Here is a 17,948-nt window from a genome sequence, read left to right as displayed (position 1 = left end):
TCAGGTGCTCGGCGTCGATGCCTGGTCGAAATAGCGGTTGCGCATCGCCGTGATCCAGCCACCAATCGCCTTGCGGCGGCGAAATGCCCAGAACCCCGTCAGCAGCAGCCCATCGAACACGCAAGCTTTCGCCACCATGCCCGGAATGAGTGCCGGATCGACGCCGAGCATCTGTCCATAGAGCTGGAAGACGAGATCGTGCAATTGACGGCTCAGCATGACGTAGCCGAAATTGATGTCGTTGAGCGACAGAAAGAACCAGCCCCAAAACAAGAGGAGCGGAGCCGCCCAAAGCGCGAACAAGGTGCGCATCAGCGGTCGTCCCTCGAATCCAGCCGGCCGGAAATGCGGGCAAGCGGGGAATTATGCGCCGCTGCCTTGGCCATGACATGCGCGGCCGCTCGGATGTCGCCGGTCCCTGGAACTGCCGCGGCAACGGCCGACCGCCTCTCGGCGAGCATCGCGACATAGGACGCCAGAAGTGCCGCCAATTGCACCGCGACAACCATGAACAGCCCATTGATGCCTTGCGCGGCGCCGCCGATGACTATCAGCGACAGCACGCCCAAGGCGGAGATGAAGGCGATCCGCACGACACTGTCGGCAGGATCCGGGTTGGTCGCGTGGCTGGTCAGTGCTTCAACAAAGGCCCAGCAGAACAACACCGCGACGACAAGCAGTGCCACGGCGAGGGGTGCCACGACGACGGCGTTTTCGAGATCGGCAAATCGAGTGTTCTGGACGGGAACGCCCAGTACGCCAAGGGCCGTCGCCACGCCTCGATTCCCGTCGATGCAGATGAACGCCAGCAGGGCGAAAACGGCCGCCCAATGCAATGCCAGAAAAGAGCTCAGAATATGCCGCATGACGCTCCCGCTTCGCAGGGCAAAGCCGCTCAAGCTGAACAGTCCTTGCCTTAACCATAACATTGGGCTTTGCCACCGGCCGCCGCAATGGAAACCATTCGTTAAGGTTAACGGCCATCCACAGGGGCGCGAGAGCGGCAGCGAATTTGGCGACGGCACCTAGTTGATCGGCGGGTAGAGCGTATCGATGATCATGCGGGCATCATGGCGCGAATCGATCATACCATAGGTATTGCGCCACTGGCCGGCGAGGCGCGTTTCCACGAAGGCGTCGGCGATCCGCCCTGCCCCCAGCCTGCGAAGCTCTGCCGCCGCCGCCGACAATGCCAATTGCTCGGTCAACAGCCGCGCCGAGCCCTCGTCGGTTGCTGCGACCTGCATTGCCGCCTTGAGCACGCCGACGGTGCCGCGTCCGCCGGCGCCTAGATCGCGGTCGATGCCGGCCAGCACGTCGTCGAACAGGCCTGGCGCGCGGCCGAGCACGCGCAAGACGTCGAGCGCCATGACGTTGCCTGAACCTTCCCAGATCGCGTTGACCGGAGCTTCGCGATAGTAGCGGGCGAGCGGCCCCTCCTCGACATAGCCATTGCCGCCGAGGCACTCCATCGCTTCATAGAGCAGCGGCGGCGCAATCTTGCAGACCCAGTATTTGACGACAGGCGTCATGGCGCGGGCGAAGGCTGCCTCGCCGCGGTCGCCGGCCGCCTCGTCGAAGGAGCGCGCCAGCCGGAACGACAGCGCGGTAGCGGCGGCAACGTCGAGCGCCATATCGGCCAACACACGCTGCATCAGCGGCTGCTCGATCAGATTGGTTCCAAACACCTTGCGGTGGCGCGTGTGGTGGACAGCCTCGGCCAGTCCGGCCCGCATGATCGCCGACGAGGCGACAGCGCAGTCGAGCCGCGTCAGGGTCACCATATCCATGATCGTCTTCACGCCGGCGCCGGGCTCGCCGACCATCTCGCCGATGGCACTGACGAATTCCACCTCCGACGAGGCATTGGAGCGGTTGCCGAGCTTGTCCTTCAGCCGTTGAAAACGGAAGCCGTTACCGGATCCGTCGCCGAGCAAGCGGGGCACGAGAAAGCACGACAGTCCCTCCGGCACCTGTCCGAGCACCAGGAAGGCATCCGACATCGGCGCCGACATGAACCATTTGTGGCCGGTCAGGCGATAAAACCCGCTGCCGGCGCGCTCCGCCTTGGTGACGTTGGAGCGGACATCGGTGCCGCCTTGCTTCTCGGTCATGCCCATGCCGAGTGTCAGCCCTGCTTTTTCGACCGGCGGCTTTTGGCTTTGATCGTACTTGCGCGTCGTCACCCGCGGCGCCCATTCGCGAAACAGCTTCGGGCTGGCCATCAGCGCTGCCAGCGAAGCGCTGGTCATGGTGATCGGGCAGAGATGCCCGGTCTCGAGCTCAGCCGTGAGATAAAAGCGCGCAGCGCGCACCTGGTGGCGACGGCCGATCTCGGCGTCGCCATTCTCCCAGACCGACGAATGCAACCCGTTGGCAACAGAGCGGCGCATGAGCGCGTGATAGGCGGGATGGAACTCGACCTGGTCGATGCGCCGGCCCTGGCGATCATGGGTCCTGAGCTTCGGCGTCTCGACATTGGCAAGACGAGCCAGCTCCTGCGCCTCATGGGTCAGAACGAAACGGCCAAGCCCGTCGAGGTCTTTACGCACCGGATCGGAAAAGCGCTCGGCAAGCTGGATCAGCAACGGATCGCCCCGCCAGGCGTTACCGCCGGCCAGCGGCGGCGGCTGGTTGGTCACGTCGTCAGTCACGCTTCGTCCTTATCACCTGAAGGCTGCGAATCCAAAGCCAAGGCGGTTTATAGCCTATGGCCAGCGGCGCGCGACGAAAATCCCGGGGAGAACCGATCCAATCCCAAGCCGATGCTTGCAGCCGCGGAGCCTCCCCCCTATAGCAGCGACTTGAGATGACCGACGCATCGTCCCTGCCACTTTATCCCCACCGCCATCTTCTGGGCATCCGCGATCTTTCCCCCGCCGACATAGAGCTTCTGCTCGACCGGGCGGACCGGGCCGTTGCCATCTCGCGGCAATCGGACAAGAAGACATCGACGCTGCGCGGCCGCACCCAGATCAATCTGTTCTACGAAGCCTCGACCCGTACGCAATCGTCGTTCGAGCTGGCCGGCAAACGGCTCGGCGCCGACGTCATGAACATGTCCGTAGCGAGCTCTTCGGTGAAAAAGGGCGAGACGCTGATCGATACTGCGATGACGCTGAATGCCATGCGTCCCGACATATTGATCATCCGCCATCAATCGGCCGGCGCGGCAGCACTTCTTGCCCAAAAAGTCGGCTGCTCGGTGGTCAATGCCGGCGACGGCGCCCATGAGCACCCTACCCAGGCGCTGCTCGACGCACTGACCATCCGCCGCGCCAAGGGTCCGCTGTCGAAGCTGATCGTGGCGATCTGCGGCGACATCCTGCATTCGCGCGTGGCCCGCTCCAATATCATCCTGCTCAACGCGCTTGGTGCCCAGGTCAGGGTCGTCGCCCCTTCGACGCTTTTGCCCGCCGGCATCGAGAAGATGGGCGTCATCGTCACCCGTTCCATGGCCGAGGGTCTGAAGGACGCCGACGTGGTAATGATGCTGCGCCTGCAGCGCGAACGCATGGAAGGCGCTTTCGTACCGTCGGTGCGCGAATATTTCCGCTATTTCGGCCTCGACGCCGAGAAGCTGAAGGCGGCCAAGGACGGTGCGCTGGTTATGCATCCCGGCCCGATGAACCGCGGCGTCGAGATCGCCTCGGAGATCGCCGACGGCCCGCAAAGCGTCATCCAGGAACAGGTTGAGATGGGCGTCGCCGTACGCATGGCGGTGATGGAAGCGCTGCTCGACCCGCGTCGAAACCACGAGGGTCGGGGCCGATGAGCATAACGGTCTTCAGCCGCGCCCGCATCGTCGACCCATCGCGCGGCATCGATGAGATCGGCACCGTCATCGTCGAAGGGCGCAAAATTGTTGCCGCTGGCAAGGCGGCCTTGAACCAGGGCGCGCCCGAAGCCGCCACGATCATCGAGTGCGCCGGCAAGGCGATCATCCCCGGCCTGATCGATGCGCGTGTCTTCATCGGCGAACCGGGCGGCGAACACCGGGAGACCATCGCTTCGGCCAGCGTGGCGGCAGCGGCCGGCGGCGTCACCTCGATTGTGATGATGCCCGATACCGACCCGGTGATCGACAATGTCGCATTGGTCGAGTTTGTGCTGCGCACCGCCAAGGATACAGCCATCGTCAACATCTTTCCGGCAGCGGCGATCACCAAGGGTCTCGAAGGCCGTGAGATGACCGAGTTCGGCCTGCTCCTCGAAGCCGGCGCGGTCGCCTTCACTGACGGTCGCCACACCATATCCAGCGCGCTGGTGATGCGCCGGGCGCTGACCTATGCGCGCGATTTCGGTGGCGTGATCGCCCACGAAACCCAGGATGCCGATCTCGCCTCGTCAGGCGTGATGAATGAAGGCCTATATGCAAGTTGGCTCGGCCTTGCCGGTATTCCGCGCGAGGCCGAATCCATCCCGCTGGAGCGCGATCTGGCGCTGGCGCGGCTGACCGGCGGCGCCTATCACGCGGCCAAGATCTCGACGGCGATGGCGGCGGCTGCTGTGACGCGAGCCAAGGCCGAAGGCGCCAATGTCACATCCGGCGTGTCGATCCACAATCTGTCGCTCAACGAGAACGATGTCGGCGAGTACCGCACCTTCTTCCGGCTGACGCCGCCGCTGCGCGCCGAGGAAGACCGGCTGGCGATGATCGAAGCGATCAAAGACGGCACCATCGACCTCATCGTCTCCTCGCACGACCCGCAGGACGTCGACACCAAGCGCCTGCCCTTTGCCGATGCTGCGGCCGGCGCCATCGGGCTGGAAACGCTGTTAGGCGCAGCGCTGCGGCTCTATCACAATGGCGACGTGATGCTGCTGCGGCTGATCGAGACGCTATCGACCGCGCCGGCAAGGTTGTTCAGCCTGCCCGGCGGCACGCTGAAACCGGGGGCATTGGCCGACCTTGCGCTCGTCGATCTGGACGAGCCATGGGTCGTTAGCGAGAGCGGCATCCGGTCACGCTCGAAAAACACCTGTTTCGAAGGCGCGCGACTGCAAGGCAAGGTCTTGCAAACGATGGTGGCGGGCCGCACAGTGTTTTCGGCCTAGGACGAAGCGGGTGTCACGTCTTCAAATTCGCTCAGCCAAGGAAAGTTCGGGGGAACAATGGTTTACAGTCCCGTATTGGCATTGGTGTTCGGCTATCTTCTCGGCTCGATCCCGTTTGGCCTGCTGATCACCCGTGCCGCCGGCCTCGGCGACGTGCGCAACATCGGCTCCGGCAACATCGGCGCCACCAATGTGCTGCGCACCGGCAACAAGGGCTTGGCCGCGGCCACGCTGCTGCTCGATGCGCTGAAGGGCACTGCGGCGGTGTTGATCGCAGGCCGCTTTGCGCCCGAACTCGGACTTTGGGCCGGATTCGGCGCGTTTTTAGGTCATCTTTTTCCGGTCTGGCTCGGCTTCAAGGGGGGCAAGGGTGTCGCCACTTACCTCGGCGTGCTGATCGGCCTTGCCTGGCAAGTGGCGCTGATCTTCGCCGTCGTCTGGCTGGCGGTGGCCTTCCTGTTCCGCTTCTCCTCGCTTGCGGCACTGACGGCAGCGGTCGTCGTGCCCGTTGCCCTGTATTTCCTGAGCACCCAGCAGATTGCCGGGTTTTTCGCGGCGATGAGCCTCATCGTCATCGTAAAGCACCGCGCCAACATTGCGCGGCTGCTTGCCGGCACCGAGGGTAAGATCGGGGCCAAAGAGTGAGCGAGCCCGACGCCGGGCCGCGCCTCAGCGACCGGCAGCGGCTGAGCTGGCTTCGTCTGATCCGCACGCCGAATGTCGGCCCGGCTTCCTTTCGCGACCTGATCAACCGGTTCGGTTCGGCCGAAGCAGCATTATCGATGCTGCCCGAGCTGATGATTTCGGGTGGCGCCAAAAAAATCGTCCGCATCCCGTCCATTGCCGAGGTCGAGGCGGAGCTGGAGACGGCCCGGCGGGCCGGCGCCCGCTTCGTCGGCATCGGCGAGGCGGATTATCCGCCGCTGATGAAAAGCATGGATCATCCGCCGCCGCTGCTCGCGGTCAGGGGCAACAGCGCGGTGTTCCGCTTGCCAGCGGTCGCTATCGTCGGCGCTCGCAACGCATCGCTGGCAGGCATCAAGATGGCGCGGATGCTGGCGGCGGATCTCGGCCGCGACGGCTATGGCATTGTTTCCGGCCTGGCGCGCGGCATCGATACGGCCGCGCACCGGGGCAGCCTTTCGACCGGCACGATCGGCGTGCTCGCCGGCGGCCTCGATTTGCCCTACCCGCCCGAAAATGCCGGCCTGTGCGACGAGATCGCCGAGGGTGGCGGCGCCATCATTTCCGAAATGCCGTTTGGCTGGCAGCCGCGCGCACAGGACTTTCCGCGCCGCAACCGGCTCGTCGCCGGTGCTGCATTGGGATTGGTAGTGGTCGAGGCCGCACAGCGCTCCGGCTCGCTGATCAGCGCCCGCCTCGCCGGCGAGATGGGGCGGCTGGTTTTCGCCGTTCCCGGTTCACCGCTCGATCCGCGCGCCGCCGGCGCCAATGGCCTGCTCAAGGACGGCGCCACCCTTGTGACCGAGGCCGCCGATATCACCGGTGCCATAGCGCCGCTGGTCGGCGGCTGGTCGCCAAGGACATCGCCGCTTGAAGAGCCGCCCGACTTTTCGGCAACACCGCCGCCGCGCGAGGACGATCGCGACCGCGTCGTCGAAGCGCTCGGCCCGACGCCGGTATCAGTGGAAGAGATCATCCGCCACACCGGCCTGCATCCCGCCCAAGTGTTCATGGTGCTGCTGGAGCTCGACCTCGCCGCCCGGCTCGAACGCCATGCCGGCGGCAACGTCTCACTGATTTGACCCAGAACTTGCGCATGTCCCGGCAAGCAATTCCGACGTGATCCGATGGCCGATCCGAGCAACAAACCAAAGCAGACGCTGTTCACTCGTATGACGGCCCTTGTCTGGTCAGCTCTGAGCGTCATGCTGGCGCTGCAATGGTCGATGGATCTCGGCATGTCGGGTTTTCCCGACGGCTACATCACGCCCTTTGCAAGAGCGACCAGCACGCTTCTGGGCCTTCTGACGGCAGCCTGCATGGCCCAGGGTCTCTACTTTTTCCTGGCCGGCGCGTTCGGCAGGAAGGTAAGCGCCGTCGTTCTTTTCCTGCAAATCCTTGCCGCGGCGGTTCTTACCGTGGCGCCAGTGCTTATCGTGAAGGATTGTCCGGGTTCTCAGGTGTGCAGCAGAGCCTATGAGGCGCTCACCGGCACGATGATGGACGATGGCGCGGGCGGCTAACGCCACTGCATGCGTTCGGCACGAGGCTGTCACCCATGTCGTAGGTACAAACTGTTACCCATGTCTCCGGGCCGTACACAAAATCACCTATGATGACGACGTGAAGGGCTTTGGCATCCGCGTCAGCAAGGCCGGTGCCCGTGCCTTCATCCTGAACTACCGGACTCGCTCGTCGATACACGATCGGCTCTTTCCCTGACTGGAAGTGCGGCGCGGCCCGTGAGGAAGCGAAGCACCTCTAGAACGACGCAAGGTCAGCGAGTATTCAACCCTCGCCGACGAATTTCTTCTCGGTATGTCTCTAGGACCCTATCAGCCCAAGAATTAGGGGGATCCAAAAGAACCGGGAATTTCTTCGCAAGGCCGCCGTATGTCGAAACTAATTCCGTGTCTGTCATAAGGGGGATTTTTTCCAGCACGTCGGCAAATTGGTCATCGAGTTCGGTCATTGTCTACCGCCGTTCCAGTTCACTAACTCTGGCCTCCAGCGAAGCGATTTGCTGCGCCAGTTCCCGGAGCAATTTCTGCTGATTGTTGTGGTTCTCGACCTCCCGGTCGTTGATAAAGTTGACGCAGGCCACCAAGCGCTCGCTTACGGCATTGATGTGATCGGCGAGATCGAAGCCGTACATCGTCGCGCCTCGTTTACACGTGCCTTCATCCATGAGGCCGCTTCCGGCTGGCAAAGCGGTCATCATCAGGATTATTCCCGAAAGTAGAAGCGTTAGCCGGCACATCTCAAATCTCCCCGCATTGAGCGCGCGAGCTTTGTCCCTTGTTGAGGAAAACGCAAGCTCGCCGGCCAGTGCAGTGACCTTAATCCACCATGTCACGCAACGGCTTTTTGCGCTTGGGCGGCCTGTACTTCTCGACCGGCTTGACCTTCCCGAGATCGACCGTCACCAGCGGTCCCAGGTCGATTGTCACCTTGCCGCCTTCCTCGTCTATGCGCGTGACCTCGCCCATCAGCTCGATCTGCTGACCCCGCTTGACCTTGGATTTGCTGTCCACGATCGAATGCGGGAAGTTGTAGGAGGGGATTGAGACGCTGATACGGTCGTCGGTGACCCGCCTGCGTACCGTGGCCGTGATCGCAACCACGTCACCGATGCCAATGCCCCGCGCCATGTACGGGAGTCTGGGGCGGCCGGTGCCTTAATCAAGATTTTGCTAATATAGACTCAGACTGCAAGCTTCGTGCGTTTCCTCCTCTCTACTGCCCCGATTTGGCGAATTTGGCCCGCTGCCTCACGGTGGCGGGCTTCTGACTTAGCCTGTTTGCTCACCCGTTTACACAACGGGCTCTGAACTGACTTCCGACGCTTTGAGGGCCAAGTCTGTCATTGCCCTTCCCCAGCGGATAGCGTCTTGCATTTCCTCGATCGAGGTGACTTCAACGGCCAAGCCGTCACCTTCCCTTTCGTAGCGCAGAAACACAATCCAGTTCGGTCTGCTGTTAAGGTGACCTGCACAATTCGAATGAGCGATTCGATTTCGCACCTTTGACCGCAATTCATACTGCCGCTTGTGTTTCTTCATGCTACGCGCCGCGGCCTCGCCGCCTGGTTGTGATCTTAGCTTTCGATAAATCTCATTAAACCGCTTTGGTGTAGAGAGCTGCTGAACAAAGTCGGCACCGTCCACCGGGTGCATATTGAGTATCTTCGCGACCATCAGGCCCATTGCGCCGTCTAACTTGGCCCAGACCAGGATGACATCCAACATGACCTCGCGGTGTCGAGCGGTCAGTTGATTTAGCGCTATGTCATTCAAGGCAATGTTGATGGGCGTCATAGTCTGGCCTTTCATTTGGCGCATCTGTTCGGACATAGTGCGGACACCAACTTCCGCGGACACAAAAACCCGCCCTCACCTCTCGCAACCTGTTGAAAACTGTGGATTTGGTGAGCGCGATGGGATTCGAACCCATGACCTACTGATTAAAAGTCAGTTGCTCTACCGGCTGAGCTACGCGCTCCCGCGGGCTCAGAAAGGCCGCCCTCGAAATTGCGCGGAACATAGGGAGAGTGCCTCTGCCGGTCAACCGGAAAAAGACGGCTCCCAAACCGGACTTTCCTGTCGCGTCATCATGCCGTGCGGTGCGCTTCGGCGTTGACGGAATTGCCTCCGTCTCGCGCAAGTCCGAAGCTCGCGCTTTGCGGGACAAGCGCAAGCAGCGAATCGAGAGAACCTTTGCAGATCAGCAACTTGGGATTCTTAGCGGAACAATTTGCGCAGCCTGCCCGTTTTTCCGCGACAAGGGACACGCGTTTCAAGGAGAAGATCATGAATAGAATCATGTCGGGCCTGCTGGCGACCACCCTTTCGATCTCATTCGCTGCCGCGGAGATCGTGCCAGTCAACGCTCAGCCCAGCTATGCGCCCCCTGCCCAAGGGCTCACCTCGAATGTCCAGACCGTTCAGTACGAGCCGTGGCGGAGGCACCGGAATTTCAATCGCGATTTCTCGCGTCGCGATTTCTCCCGGCGCAGTTTTGCGCGTGACGACGGCATGTATTGGCGTGGCCATCGCGGCTATCGCGAATATCGTCGCGGCTATCGCCGCCATGGCGACTACTGGTTCCCGCTGGCCGCTTTCGCCACCGGTGCGCTGATTACCGGCGCTATCATCAACAACCAGAATCGAGTCTATCGCGGCGATGCCCATGTGCAGTGGTGCTATGACCATTACCGGAGCTATCGTGCCTCTGACAACACCTACCAGCCCAATTACGGTCCGCGCCGGCAGTGCCGGTCGCCTTACTGAGTCGTGATTAGAGACTGTAAGCCCGCGCCCGCAACGGCGCGGGTTTCATGGGTGCGAAGCCGGTGCCCTCCCTGCTTATTGCACGCTTAGCGTCCTGCGCACAGCGTGGCGCCAACCTGCCAGCTTGGCGGCACGTGTCGAAGCATCCATCTCCGGCTTGAACCGGCGCTCGAGCGCCCAACTCCTGGCGAATTCCCGCGCCTTCGGCCAGACACCGGCCTTCGAGCCGGCCAGCCATGCCGCACCAAGCGCGGTCGTCTCGAGAATTGTCGGCCGGTCGACCGGCGCATCGAGAATGTCGGCCAGCCGCTGCATGGTCCAGTCCGACGCCACCATGCCGCCATCGACCCTGAGCACAGTCTTGGCCGAAGCGCCCTTCCAGTCCTTGCGCATAGCGTCGAGCAGATCGCGCGTTTGGAACGCAACGGATTCCAGCGCCGCGCGGGCAAATTCCGCCGGCCCCGAATTGCGGGTCAGCCCGAAGATGGCGCCCCGCGCCTCGGCATCCCAGTGCGGTGCGCCGAGCCCGACGAAAGCCGGCACCAGATAGACGTTCTGCGTCGGATCGGCCTCCGCCGCCAATTTGCCGCTCTGCTCGGCCTTGCCGATCACCTTGATGCCGTCCCGCAGCCACTGCACGGCGGCGCCGGCGATAAAGATAGAGCCCTCCAAGGCATAGGTGGTGTTGCCGTTCAGCCTGTAGGCGATGGTGGTCAAAAGCCGGTTCTTCGAACGCACCAGATCGCTGCCGGTGTTGAGCAACGCGAAGCAACCGGTTCCGTAGGTGGATTTCATCATGCCCGGCTCGAAACAGGCCTGGCCGATCGCCGCCGCATGCTGGTCGCCGGCCACACCGAGGATTCTGATCTCTGCGCCGAACAGACTTTTGTCGGTCATTCCAAAATCATCGGCACAGTCTTTCACCTGCGGCAGCATTCTTGCAGGTATACCAAGAATGGCCAGCAACTCGTCATCCCAGGCGTTTTGTTCGATGTTGTAGACCAGCGTGCGCGAGGCATTGGTGGCGTCAGTGGCGTGGACCTTGCCGCCAGTCAGGCGCCAAATCAGGAAGCTGTCGATGGTGCCGGCCAGCAGTTCGCCCTTCTCGGCGCGTTTTCTGGCGCCCTTCACCTTGTCCAGCATCCAGGCGATCTTGGTGCCGGAGAAATAGGGATCGAGCAGCAGGCCGGACTTTTTCGTGAATTTCTTCTCCAGCCCCAGCTTCTTCAGTTTCTGGCATAGCGGCGCGGTGCGGCGGTCCTGCCAGACAATCGCGTTGTGGATCGGCTCGCCGGTCTCCTTGTCCCAGATGACGACGGTTTCGCGCTGGTTGGTGATACCGATCGCGGCAACGTCCGCTGCGTTGCGGCCGGCTGTCTTCAGCGCGGCCCTCACCGTTTCCACGACGCTTGACCAGATTTCCTCGGGATCATGCTCGACCCAGCCGGAGGCCGGATAATACTGGGTGAATTCCTTTTGCCCGCTGCCGACGACCTTCATCTTGTCGTCGAACAGGATCGCCCGGCTCGATGTCGTGCCCTGGTCGATTGCGAGGATATATCCGGTCATTCTCTCTCCCGTCGAAGCGAATTCAAGGTGCTACGATGTCTCGACGCCCGATGGCGCGGAGCCGTTCACGCAAACAGGGGAGACGGCAACATGCCGCCTCCCCTGAGTATGGCGATGCGGGCGCGAACGCCCGCATCAAACAGCCCTATTGCTGCCAGCTCTTCACCAGCTCGTCATAGTTGATGGTGACCGGTTTTTCCTTCTCGTTCTCGATCTTGAGCTGAGGAGCGAGATTGCCCTTCTTGACCGCATCGGCGTTCCAGTAGGCGAGGTCATGCTCTTCGGCCATCTTCGGGCCGATATCGCCCTGGACGCCCGACTTCTCGATGCGGCTCATCACCTTTTCCTGCTCGGCGCAGAGCGAGTCCATTGCTTCTTGCGCGCTTTTGGCGCCCGACGAAGCATCGCCGATCGCCTGCCACCAGAGCTGTGCCAGCTTCGGATAATCCGGCACGTTGGTGCCGGTCGGGGACCATTGGACGCGTGCCGGCGAGCGGTAGAACTCGATCAAGCCGCCGAGCTTCGGCGCACGCTCGGTGAAGCTCTTGTCGTGGATCGTGCTCTCGCGGATGAAGGTCAGGCCGACATGGCTCTTCTTCACGTCGACCGTCTTCGAGGTGACGAACTGCGCGTAGAGCCAGGCGGCCTTGGCGCGGTCGGTCGGCGTCGACTTCATCAGCGTCCAGGAACCGACGTCCTGATAGCCAAGCTTCATGCCGTCCTTCCAGTAGACGCCATGCGGCGACGGCGCCATGCGCCACTTCGGCGTGCCGTCGTCGTTCAGCACCGCCTTGGCGCTGGCGTCGACCATGCTGGCGGTGAACGCGGTATACCAGAAGATCTGCTGGGCAACCGCGCCCTGCGCCGGCACCGGCCCTGACTCGGAGAAGGTCATGCCCTGGGCTTCCGCCGGTGCATAGGCCTTCAGCCAATCGAGGTACTTCTGGATGGCATAGACGGAAGCCGGACCATTGGTGTCGCCGCCGCGCGCCGTGCAGGAACCCACCGGACGCGAATTCTCGTCGACCTTGATGCCCCATTCGTCGACGGGCAGACCGTTCGGAATGCCCTTGTCGCCATTGCCGGCCATCGACAGCCATGCGTCGGTGAACCGCCAGCCGAGCGACGGGTCCTTCTTGCCATAATCCATATGGCCGTAGACCTTCTTGCCATCGATCTCGCGGCCGGTGAAGAACTCGGCGATGTCCTCATAGGCCGACCAATTGACCGGCACGCCGAGGTCGTAGCCGTATTTGGCCTTGAAGTCCGCCTTGTTCTTCTCGTCATTGAACCAGTCGTAACGGAACCAGTAGAGGTTCGCGAACTGCTGGTCGGGAAGCTGGTAGAGCTTCTTGTCGGGCGCGGTGGTGAACGAGGTGCCGATGAAATCCTTCAGGTCGAGATTCGGGTTGGTGACATCCTTGCCGTCGCCTGCCATCCAGTCAGTCAGGTTGCGCACCTGCTGGTAGCGCCAGTGCGTGCCGATCAGATCGGAATCGTTGACCCAGCCGTCATAGAGGTTCTGGCCGGTCTGCATCTGGGTCTGGATCTTCTCGACGACGTCGCCTTCCTGGATGACGTCATGCGTGACCTTGATGCCGGTGATGGCCGTAAAGGCCGGCGCCAGCACCTGCGATTCATACTGATGCGTGGCGATGGTTTCGGAGACCACCTTGATATCCATGCCGGCGAAAGGTTTCGCGGCATCGATGAACCATTGCATTTCGGCTTCCTGGCCGGCGCGGTCGAGCGTCGAGAGGTCGCCAATTTCCTTGTCCAGGAAGGCCTTGGCCTCGTCCATTCCGGCATAGGCATTGCTGGCCCCGAGCAACAGGACAAGCGCAGTTGTTGATGTCAAGAATTGCCGTCGCATGTATTTCCTCCACTGTTAAAGTTCAAAGTGCGATCTGGATCGGCGGCCGGCACGCCGCCGTTCCAACAGTTTCCCCCTCTATACGTAGCGGAACACGCCGACGGCGAAGACCACGGAGAGAGCGAGAGCCCACCACAGATTGGGTCCGACTAGACCCAGCCAAGCGAGATGGATAAAGGCGCTGCCCAGCAGCGACAGGAACAGGCGGTCGCCGCGCGTCGTTTCGAAGCGCAGCACGCCGACGCGCGGATTGCCGCCCGGCGAGACGTATTCCCACACCGCCATGCCGCAAAGCAGCAGAAAGATGGTTCCAAAGAAGGCCGCGGTCGGCCACGTCCAGGCCATCCACGAAAAATCGAGGTTGGACGAGAGGTTAAATCCCCACAGGCGGATATTGGCCGGGTCGCTGAAGCCCACCGTTATCGCCACGAAATCGATTTGAAGTGCCACCCAGGCCACGACGACCAGGGCAAGAAACAGCACGGCCCACCACCATGGGCTTCTGTCGACCTGCTCCATCATACCCTCCCCAGGGCAAAGCCCTTGGCGATGTAGTTGCGCACAAACCAGATGACGAGCGCGCCGGGAATCAGCGTCAGCACGCCGGCGGCGGCAAGCAACCCCCAATCCATACCGGCGGCCGAAACGGTGCGGGTCATGGTCGCGGCGATCGGCTTGGCATCCGTGGTCGTCAGCGTGCGGGCGATCAAGAGCTCCACCCACGAGAACATGAAGCAGAAGAAGCACGCCACGCCGATGCCGCTCGCAATCAGCGGCATGAAGATCTTGATGAAGAAGCGCGGGAACGAATAGCCGTCGATATAGGCGGTCTCGTCGATCTCCTTGGGCACGCCCGACATGAAGCCTTCGAGGATCCACACCGCCAGCGGCACGTTGAACAGGCAATGCGCCAGAGCCACGGCGATATGGGTGTCGATAAGGCCGAAGGCCGAATAAAGCTGGAAGAATGGCAGCGCGAACACCGCCGGCGGCGCCATGCGGTTGGTCAGCAGCCAGAAGAACAGATGCTTGTCGCCGAGGAAGCGATAGCGCGAAAAAGCATAGGCAGCAGGCAGTGCCGCAGCCACCGAAATCACCATGTTCATAACCACATAGGTGATCGAGTTGATGTAGCCCGAATACCAGGACGCGTCGGTGAAGATGGTGCGGTAATTCGCCAATGTCGGCGCGTGCGGGTAGAGAGTCAGCGACGAGACGATCTCGCCATTGGTCTTGAAGCTCATATTGATGAGCCAGTAGATCGGCAAAAGCAGAACGACGATGTAGAGCGTCGGCACGATCCACCACCAGCGCGACTCCTCGCCGCGACGGCGCATCAGCCGTGCGATCTCGTCCTGTCGTAGCGTGCTGGCGAGCCCTTCCGAAGCTGTCGTCTCGCTCACCCTATCGGCTCTCTCTTCGGTGCGGCTCATCTCAACGCTCCGCGTCGTAATTGGTCATCACGGTGTAGAACACCCACGACAACAGCAGGACGATAAGGAAGTAGACCAGCGACATCGCCGCCGCCGGGCCGAGGTCGAACTGGCCGAGCGCGGTCTTGACGAGATCAATCGAAAGAAAGGTCGTCGAGTTGCCGGGGCCGCCACCGGTGACCACGAACGGCTCCGTGTAGATCATGAAGCTATCCATGAAGCGCAGCAGCACGGCGATCAGCAGCACGCGGTTCATCTTCGGCAGCTGGATGTAGCGGAACACCGCCCAGCGCGAGGCACCGTCGATCTTGGCTGCCTGATAAAAGGCATCCGGGATCGAGACCAGGCCGGCATAGCAGAGCAGGACGACGAGGCTGGTCCAATGCCAGACGTCCATGATGATGACCGTGACCCAGGCGTCATATGGGTCTTGCACATAATTATAGTCGATGCCGAGCGCGTTGACGTAATAGCCGAGCAGGCCAATGTCGTTGCGCCCGAACACCTGCCAGATGGTGCCGACGACGTTCCACGGGATCAGCAGCGGCAACGCCATCAAAACAAGGCACACAGGCACGCCCCAACCCTTCTTCGGCATATTGAGCGCAATGAAGATGCCGAGCGGCACTTCGATCGCCAGGATGATAAAGGAGAAGACAAGGTTGCGGATCATCGCCTGCCAGAAGCGGCTCGAGGAAAGCAGTTCCTCGAACCATTCCGTGCCGGCCCAGAAGAAGACGTTATTGCCGAAAGTGTCCTGCACCGAATAATTGACGACCGTCATCAGCGGTATGACCGCCGAGAACGCCACCAGCAGCAACACCGGCAGCACCAGGAACCAGGCTCTGTTGTTCCAGGTCTTTTCCACTTCAGGCTCCCATCTCGACGCGCCAGGAATCGGCATAGATGTTGATGCCGGCTGGGTCGAACCGCACCTTCGGATCAGCCGGAACTGTCTCGTCCTCGCCGATGACGGCGGCGATCTCGCGCCCTTCGAGATTGGCACGGACCACCTTGTGGCGGCCGACGTCCTCGACCTTGCTGATCCGGACGGCCATGCCCTGTCTGCCCAGGCGCACATATTCGGGACGGATGCCGAGCTCGATGGCGCCCTCACCCGCCTTGGGCACGCCCGGCAGTTCGATCTGCTGCGAGCCCAGCCGCGCAGTCTTGCCGTCGATCGCCACCGGCATGACGTTCATGCCGGGCGAGCCGATGAAATAGCCGACAAAGGTGTGGCGCGGGCGCTCGAACAGCTCTGCCGGTGTGCCGATCTGTACGATTTCGCCGTCATACATGACGACCACCCTGTCGGCGAAGGTCAACGCCTCGGTCTGGTCGTGCGTGACATAGACCATGGTGTAGCCGAAGCGGCGGTGAAGCTGCTTCAACTGGGAGCGCAGCACCCATTTCATATGCGGGTCGATGACGGTCAAAGGCTCGTCGAACAGGATGGCGTTGACGTCGGAGCGCACCAGCCCGCGCCCGAGCGAGATCTTCTGCTTCTGATCGGCTGTCAGTCCGCGGGCCTTTCGTTTGGCCATATCGGCCAGCCCGGTCATCTCCAGCGTTTCGCGCACCTTACGGTCGACGTCGGCCTCCGGCACGCCGCGATTGCGCAGCGGGAACGCCAGATTGTCGTAGACCGTCATCGTGTCGTAGATCACCGGGAACTGGAAGACCTGGGCGATGTTGCGCTCTTGGGTCGACAGATTGGTCACGTTCCTGCCGTTGAACAGCAACTGGCCGTGTGAGGGATGCAGCAATCCCGAAATGATATTGAGCAGCGTAGTCTTGCCGCAGCCGGACGGGCCGAGCAGCGCATAAGCGCCGCCATCCTCGAAGGTGTGGTGCACTTCCTTCAGCGCGAAATCGGCATCCGTGCGCGGGTTCTGCAGATAGGAGTGACGGATATGATTGACATCGATGCGCGCCATCGCTTCCTCCTAAGCCGCCAGCTTCGGCGCGGCCACGGCGCGGCCGTGCTCGTCGAAGACCATGATGTGGCGCGGGTCGATGAACACCTCGACCTCCTCGTCCGGCTCGAAGTCGCGAATACCGTGGGTCAGCATGACCCAGCGCGCATCGGCAAAATCGAGATGGATGAAGCTTTCCGATCCGGTGATCTCAGTGATCGTCACCTTTGCGCGCACCGGCACTGCGGCGGCGTTGGGCCGATCGAGGGACAGATGATGCGGCTGGAAGCCGATCGTATAGATCGCATCGGCAATGCCGAAGAGTTCCGCCGGCACCGGCAATTTCACGCCGCCCTCGAGCAGGAAATCCAGGCCCTTCTTGGCAAGCACGATGGTGTTGAGCGGCGGATCGGCGAAGGTCCTCGCCGTCACCAGATCGACCGGTTTGCGGAACACTTCGATGGTCGGCCCAAACTGGGTGATGCTACCCTCGGAGAGCGTTGCCGTGTTGCCGCCGAGCAGCAAGGCCTCGTGCGGCTCGGTCGTGGCATAAACAAAGATTGTGCCGGCGGCCGCGAAGACTTTCGGCAGTTCCGCGCGTAATTCTTCACGCAGCTTGTAGTCGAGATTGGCGAGCGGCTCGTCGAGCAGCACGAGGCTGGCATTCTTGACGATGGCGCGGGCCAGCGCGGTGCGCTGCTGCTGGCCGCCCGACAGGCTGAGAGGCGTCCGGTCGAGATAGGGCGTGAGTTTGAGAAGGGCGGCCGCATTGCGCACCTCCCTGTCGATCGTTGCCTGATCCGTGCCGGCTACCCGCAGCGGTGAGGCGATGTTTTCGTAGACCGTCATCGCCGGATAATTGATGAATTGCTGGTAGACCATGGCGACGTTGCGCTTTTGCACCGGCATGCCGGTGACATCCTTGCCATCGAACCAGACTGAGCCCGAGGTCGGCACGTCGAGGCCCGCCATCAGCCGCATTAGGCTGGTCTTGCCGGAGAGCGTCGGCCCGAGCAGGACGTTGAGCGAGCCGTGCTGAAGCGTCAGCGAGACATCGCGGATATGTTCCGCCGCGCCCACCGTCTTCGTCACGTTTCTCAGTTCAAGCATGATGCCTCCTCCCAGG

The 17,948-nt window shown here is 62.0% G+C and carries 19 protein-coding genes and 1 tRNA gene; 6 read left to right on the top strand and 14 right to left on the bottom strand.

All coding sequences use genetic code 11. The features are described 5' to 3' along the window. The 3 genes from NKI63_RS11975 to NKI63_RS11965 all read right to left on the bottom strand — a co-directional run bounded on the left by NKI63_RS11975 (window position 1) and on the right by NKI63_RS11965 (window position 2,654). Entirely contained in the window at window positions 1–312 is a 312-nt protein-coding gene (locus NKI63_RS11975; protein ID WP_352478942.1) for a DUF6105 family protein, read from the bottom strand. Beyond that, complete coding sequence (locus tag NKI63_RS11970; RefSeq protein WP_352821613.1) at window positions 312–866, bottom strand: hypothetical protein; 555 nt, start codon at window positions 864–866, stop codon at window positions 312–314. Before NKI63_RS11970 ends, NKI63_RS11975 begins: the two co-directional genes overlap by 1 nt. A 159-nt stretch (window positions 867–1,025) precedes the next feature. Further along, window positions 1,026–2,654 carry a DNA alkylation response protein gene (locus NKI63_RS11965; RefSeq protein ID WP_352508461.1) on the bottom strand — a complete coding sequence of 543 codons (1,629 nt, stop codon included), beginning with the start codon at window positions 2,652–2,654 and terminating at the stop codon, window positions 1,026–1,028. A gap of 155 nt (window positions 2,655–2,809) precedes the next feature. Between NKI63_RS11965 and NKI63_RS11960 the strand changes: the two genes are divergently transcribed. The 5 genes from NKI63_RS11960 to NKI63_RS11940 are packed head-to-tail and all read left to right on the top strand — an operon-like array spanning window position 2,810 to window position 7,265. Next, window positions 2,810–3,775 carry an aspartate carbamoyltransferase catalytic subunit gene (locus NKI63_RS11960; RefSeq protein WP_352688303.1) on the top strand — a complete coding sequence of 322 codons (966 nt, stop codon included), beginning with the start codon at window positions 2,810–2,812 and terminating at the stop codon, window positions 3,773–3,775. Further along, the gene (locus NKI63_RS11955; RefSeq protein WP_352821610.1) at window positions 3,772–5,058 is read left to right on the top strand and encodes a dihydroorotase; all 1,287 of its coding nucleotides are present in this window, start codon (window positions 3,772–3,774) and stop codon (window positions 5,056–5,058) included. The genes NKI63_RS11960 and NKI63_RS11955 overlap by 4 nt, the downstream gene beginning before the upstream one ends. 57 nt (window positions 5,059–5,115) lie before the next feature. Further along, entirely contained in the window at window positions 5,116–5,703 is a 588-nt protein-coding gene (gene plsY, locus NKI63_RS11950) for a glycerol-3-phosphate 1-O-acyltransferase PlsY (RefSeq protein WP_352821608.1), read from the top strand. Further along, complete coding sequence (dprA, locus tag NKI63_RS11945) at window positions 5,700–6,824, top strand: DNA-processing protein DprA (protein WP_352821605.1); 1,125 nt, start codon at window positions 5,700–5,702, stop codon at window positions 6,822–6,824. Before plsY ends, dprA begins: the two co-directional genes overlap by 4 nt. 45 nt (window positions 6,825–6,869) lie before the next feature. After that, window positions 6,870–7,265, top strand: coding sequence for a hypothetical protein (locus tag NKI63_RS11940; RefSeq protein ID WP_352508456.1), 396 nt, complete (start codon window positions 6,870–6,872; stop codon window positions 7,263–7,265). 452 nt (window positions 7,266–7,717) lie between these two features. Here NKI63_RS11940 and NKI63_RS11935 read toward each other — a convergent pair whose 3' ends face one another. The 4 genes from NKI63_RS11935 to NKI63_RS11920 form a co-directional block, all read right to left on the bottom strand. Continuing rightward, on the bottom strand, window positions 7,718–7,963 hold the full coding sequence (locus tag NKI63_RS11935) for a hypothetical protein (protein ID WP_352508454.1): 246 nt from the start codon (window positions 7,961–7,963) through the stop codon (window positions 7,718–7,720). 118 nt (window positions 7,964–8,081) lie between these two features. Continuing rightward, window positions 8,082–8,393 (bottom strand): hypothetical protein, encoded by a 312-nt coding sequence (locus tag NKI63_RS11930; RefSeq protein ID WP_352508453.1) that lies wholly within the window; start codon window positions 8,391–8,393, stop codon window positions 8,082–8,084. Between the two features lie 162 nt (window positions 8,394–8,555). Then, window positions 8,556–9,095 carry a hypothetical protein gene (locus NKI63_RS11925; RefSeq protein WP_352821601.1) on the bottom strand — a complete coding sequence of 180 codons (540 nt, stop codon included), beginning with the start codon at window positions 9,093–9,095 and terminating at the stop codon, window positions 8,556–8,558. A gap of 72 nt (window positions 9,096–9,167) precedes the next feature. Next, window positions 9,168–9,243 (bottom strand) — tRNA-Lys (locus tag NKI63_RS11920). A 308-nt stretch (window positions 9,244–9,551) separates the two neighbouring features. Between NKI63_RS11920 and NKI63_RS11915 the strand changes: the two genes are divergently transcribed. Beyond that, complete coding sequence (locus NKI63_RS11915; RefSeq protein WP_254817344.1) at window positions 9,552–10,031, top strand: BA14K family protein; 480 nt, start codon at window positions 9,552–9,554, stop codon at window positions 10,029–10,031. Window positions 10,032–10,106: 75 nt separating this feature from the next. On the opposite strand, the gene glpK is transcribed toward NKI63_RS11915, so the two are convergent. The 7 genes from glpK to NKI63_RS11880 form a co-directional block, all read right to left on the bottom strand. Continuing rightward, window positions 10,107–11,600 (bottom strand): glycerol kinase GlpK, encoded by a 1,494-nt coding sequence (gene glpK, locus NKI63_RS11910; protein WP_352821598.1) that lies wholly within the window; start codon window positions 11,598–11,600, stop codon window positions 10,107–10,109. Window positions 11,601–11,745: 145 nt separating this feature from the next. Beyond that, on the bottom strand, window positions 11,746–13,473 hold the full coding sequence (locus NKI63_RS11905; protein WP_254817346.1) for an ABC transporter substrate-binding protein: 1,728 nt from the start codon (window positions 13,471–13,473) through the stop codon (window positions 11,746–11,748). Window positions 13,474–13,551: 78 nt separating this feature from the next. After that, window positions 13,552–13,818 (bottom strand): DUF2160 domain-containing protein, encoded by a 267-nt coding sequence (locus tag NKI63_RS11900; RefSeq protein ID WP_352508493.1) that lies wholly within the window; start codon window positions 13,816–13,818, stop codon window positions 13,552–13,554. A 173-nt stretch (window positions 13,819–13,991) separates the two neighbouring features. Further along, window positions 13,992–14,906: a carbohydrate ABC transporter permease gene (locus NKI63_RS11895; protein ID WP_352478954.1), complete on the bottom strand. Its 915-nt coding sequence runs from the start codon at window positions 14,904–14,906 to the stop codon at window positions 13,992–13,994. Window position 14,907: 1 nt separating this feature from the next. Then, window positions 14,908–15,774: a carbohydrate ABC transporter permease gene (locus tag NKI63_RS11890; protein ID WP_023674893.1), complete on the bottom strand. Its 867-nt coding sequence runs from the start codon at window positions 15,772–15,774 to the stop codon at window positions 14,908–14,910. Window position 15,775: 1 nt separating this feature from the next. Beyond that, on the bottom strand, window positions 15,776–16,843 hold the full coding sequence (locus NKI63_RS11885; RefSeq protein ID WP_352508450.1) for an ABC transporter ATP-binding protein: 1,068 nt from the start codon (window positions 16,841–16,843) through the stop codon (window positions 15,776–15,778). 9 nt (window positions 16,844–16,852) lie between these two features. Next, the gene (locus NKI63_RS11880) at window positions 16,853–17,932 is read right to left on the bottom strand and encodes an ABC transporter ATP-binding protein (RefSeq protein ID WP_254817350.1); all 1,080 of its coding nucleotides are present in this window, start codon (window positions 17,930–17,932) and stop codon (window positions 16,853–16,855) included. Between the last annotated feature and the right edge of the window lie 16 nt (window positions 17,933–17,948).

The sequence above is a fragment of the Mesorhizobium sp. M0410 genome (genome assembly GCF_040321435.1).
Classification (GTDB): Bacteria; Pseudomonadota; Alphaproteobacteria; order Rhizobiales; family Rhizobiaceae; genus Mesorhizobium.
This window is presented reverse-complemented; position numbering and strand designations above follow the sequence as displayed.

Coding starts and splice junctions, on each gene's coding strand:
- NKI63_RS11975 (WP_352478942.1), bottom strand. CDS start 312: ATGCGCACCTTGTTCGCGCTTTGGGCGGCTCCGCTCCTCTTGTTTTGG.
- NKI63_RS11970 (WP_352821613.1), bottom strand. CDS start 866: ATGCGGCATATTCTGAGCTCTTTTCTGGCATTGCATTGGGCGGCCGTT.
- NKI63_RS11960 (WP_352688303.1), top strand. CDS start 2,810: ATGACCGACGCATCGTCCCTGCCACTTTATCCCCACCGCCATCTTCTG.
- NKI63_RS11955 (WP_352821610.1), top strand. CDS start 3,772: ATGAGCATAACGGTCTTCAGCCGCGCCCGCATCGTCGACCCATCGCGC.
- plsY (WP_352821608.1), top strand. CDS start 5,116: ATGGTTTACAGTCCCGTATTGGCATTGGTGTTCGGCTATCTTCTCGGC.
- NKI63_RS11940 (WP_352508456.1), top strand. CDS start 6,870: ATGGCCGATCCGAGCAACAAACCAAAGCAGACGCTGTTCACTCGTATG.
- NKI63_RS11935 (WP_352508454.1), bottom strand. CDS start 7,963: ATGATGACCGCTTTGCCAGCCGGAAGCGGCCTCATGGATGAAGGCACG.
- NKI63_RS11930 (WP_352508453.1), bottom strand. CDS start 8,393: ATGGCGCGGGGCATTGGCATCGGTGACGTGGTTGCGATCACGGCCACG.
- NKI63_RS11925 (WP_352821601.1), bottom strand. CDS start 9,095: ATGTCCGAACAGATGCGCCAAATGAAAGGCCAGACTATGACGCCCATC.
- NKI63_RS11915 (WP_254817344.1), top strand. CDS start 9,552: ATGAATAGAATCATGTCGGGCCTGCTGGCGACCACCCTTTCGATCTCA.
- glpK (WP_352821598.1), bottom strand. CDS start 11,600: ATGACCGGATATATCCTCGCAATCGACCAGGGCACGACATCGAGCCGG.
- NKI63_RS11905 (WP_254817346.1), bottom strand. CDS start 13,473: ATGCGACGGCAATTCTTGACATCAACAACTGCGCTTGTCCTGTTGCTC.
- NKI63_RS11900 (WP_352508493.1), bottom strand. CDS start 13,818: ATGGCCTGGACGTGGCCGACCGCGGCCTTCTTTGGAACCATCTTTCTG.
- NKI63_RS11895 (WP_352478954.1), bottom strand. CDS start 14,906: ATGAGCCGCACCGAAGAGAGAGCCGATAGGGTGAGCGAGACGACAGCT.
- NKI63_RS11885 (WP_352508450.1), bottom strand. CDS start 16,843: ATGGCGCGCATCGATGTCAATCATATCCGTCACTCCTATCTGCAGAAC.
- NKI63_RS11880 (WP_254817350.1), bottom strand. CDS start 17,932: ATGCTTGAACTGAGAAACGTGACGAAGACGGTGGGCGCGGCGGAACAT.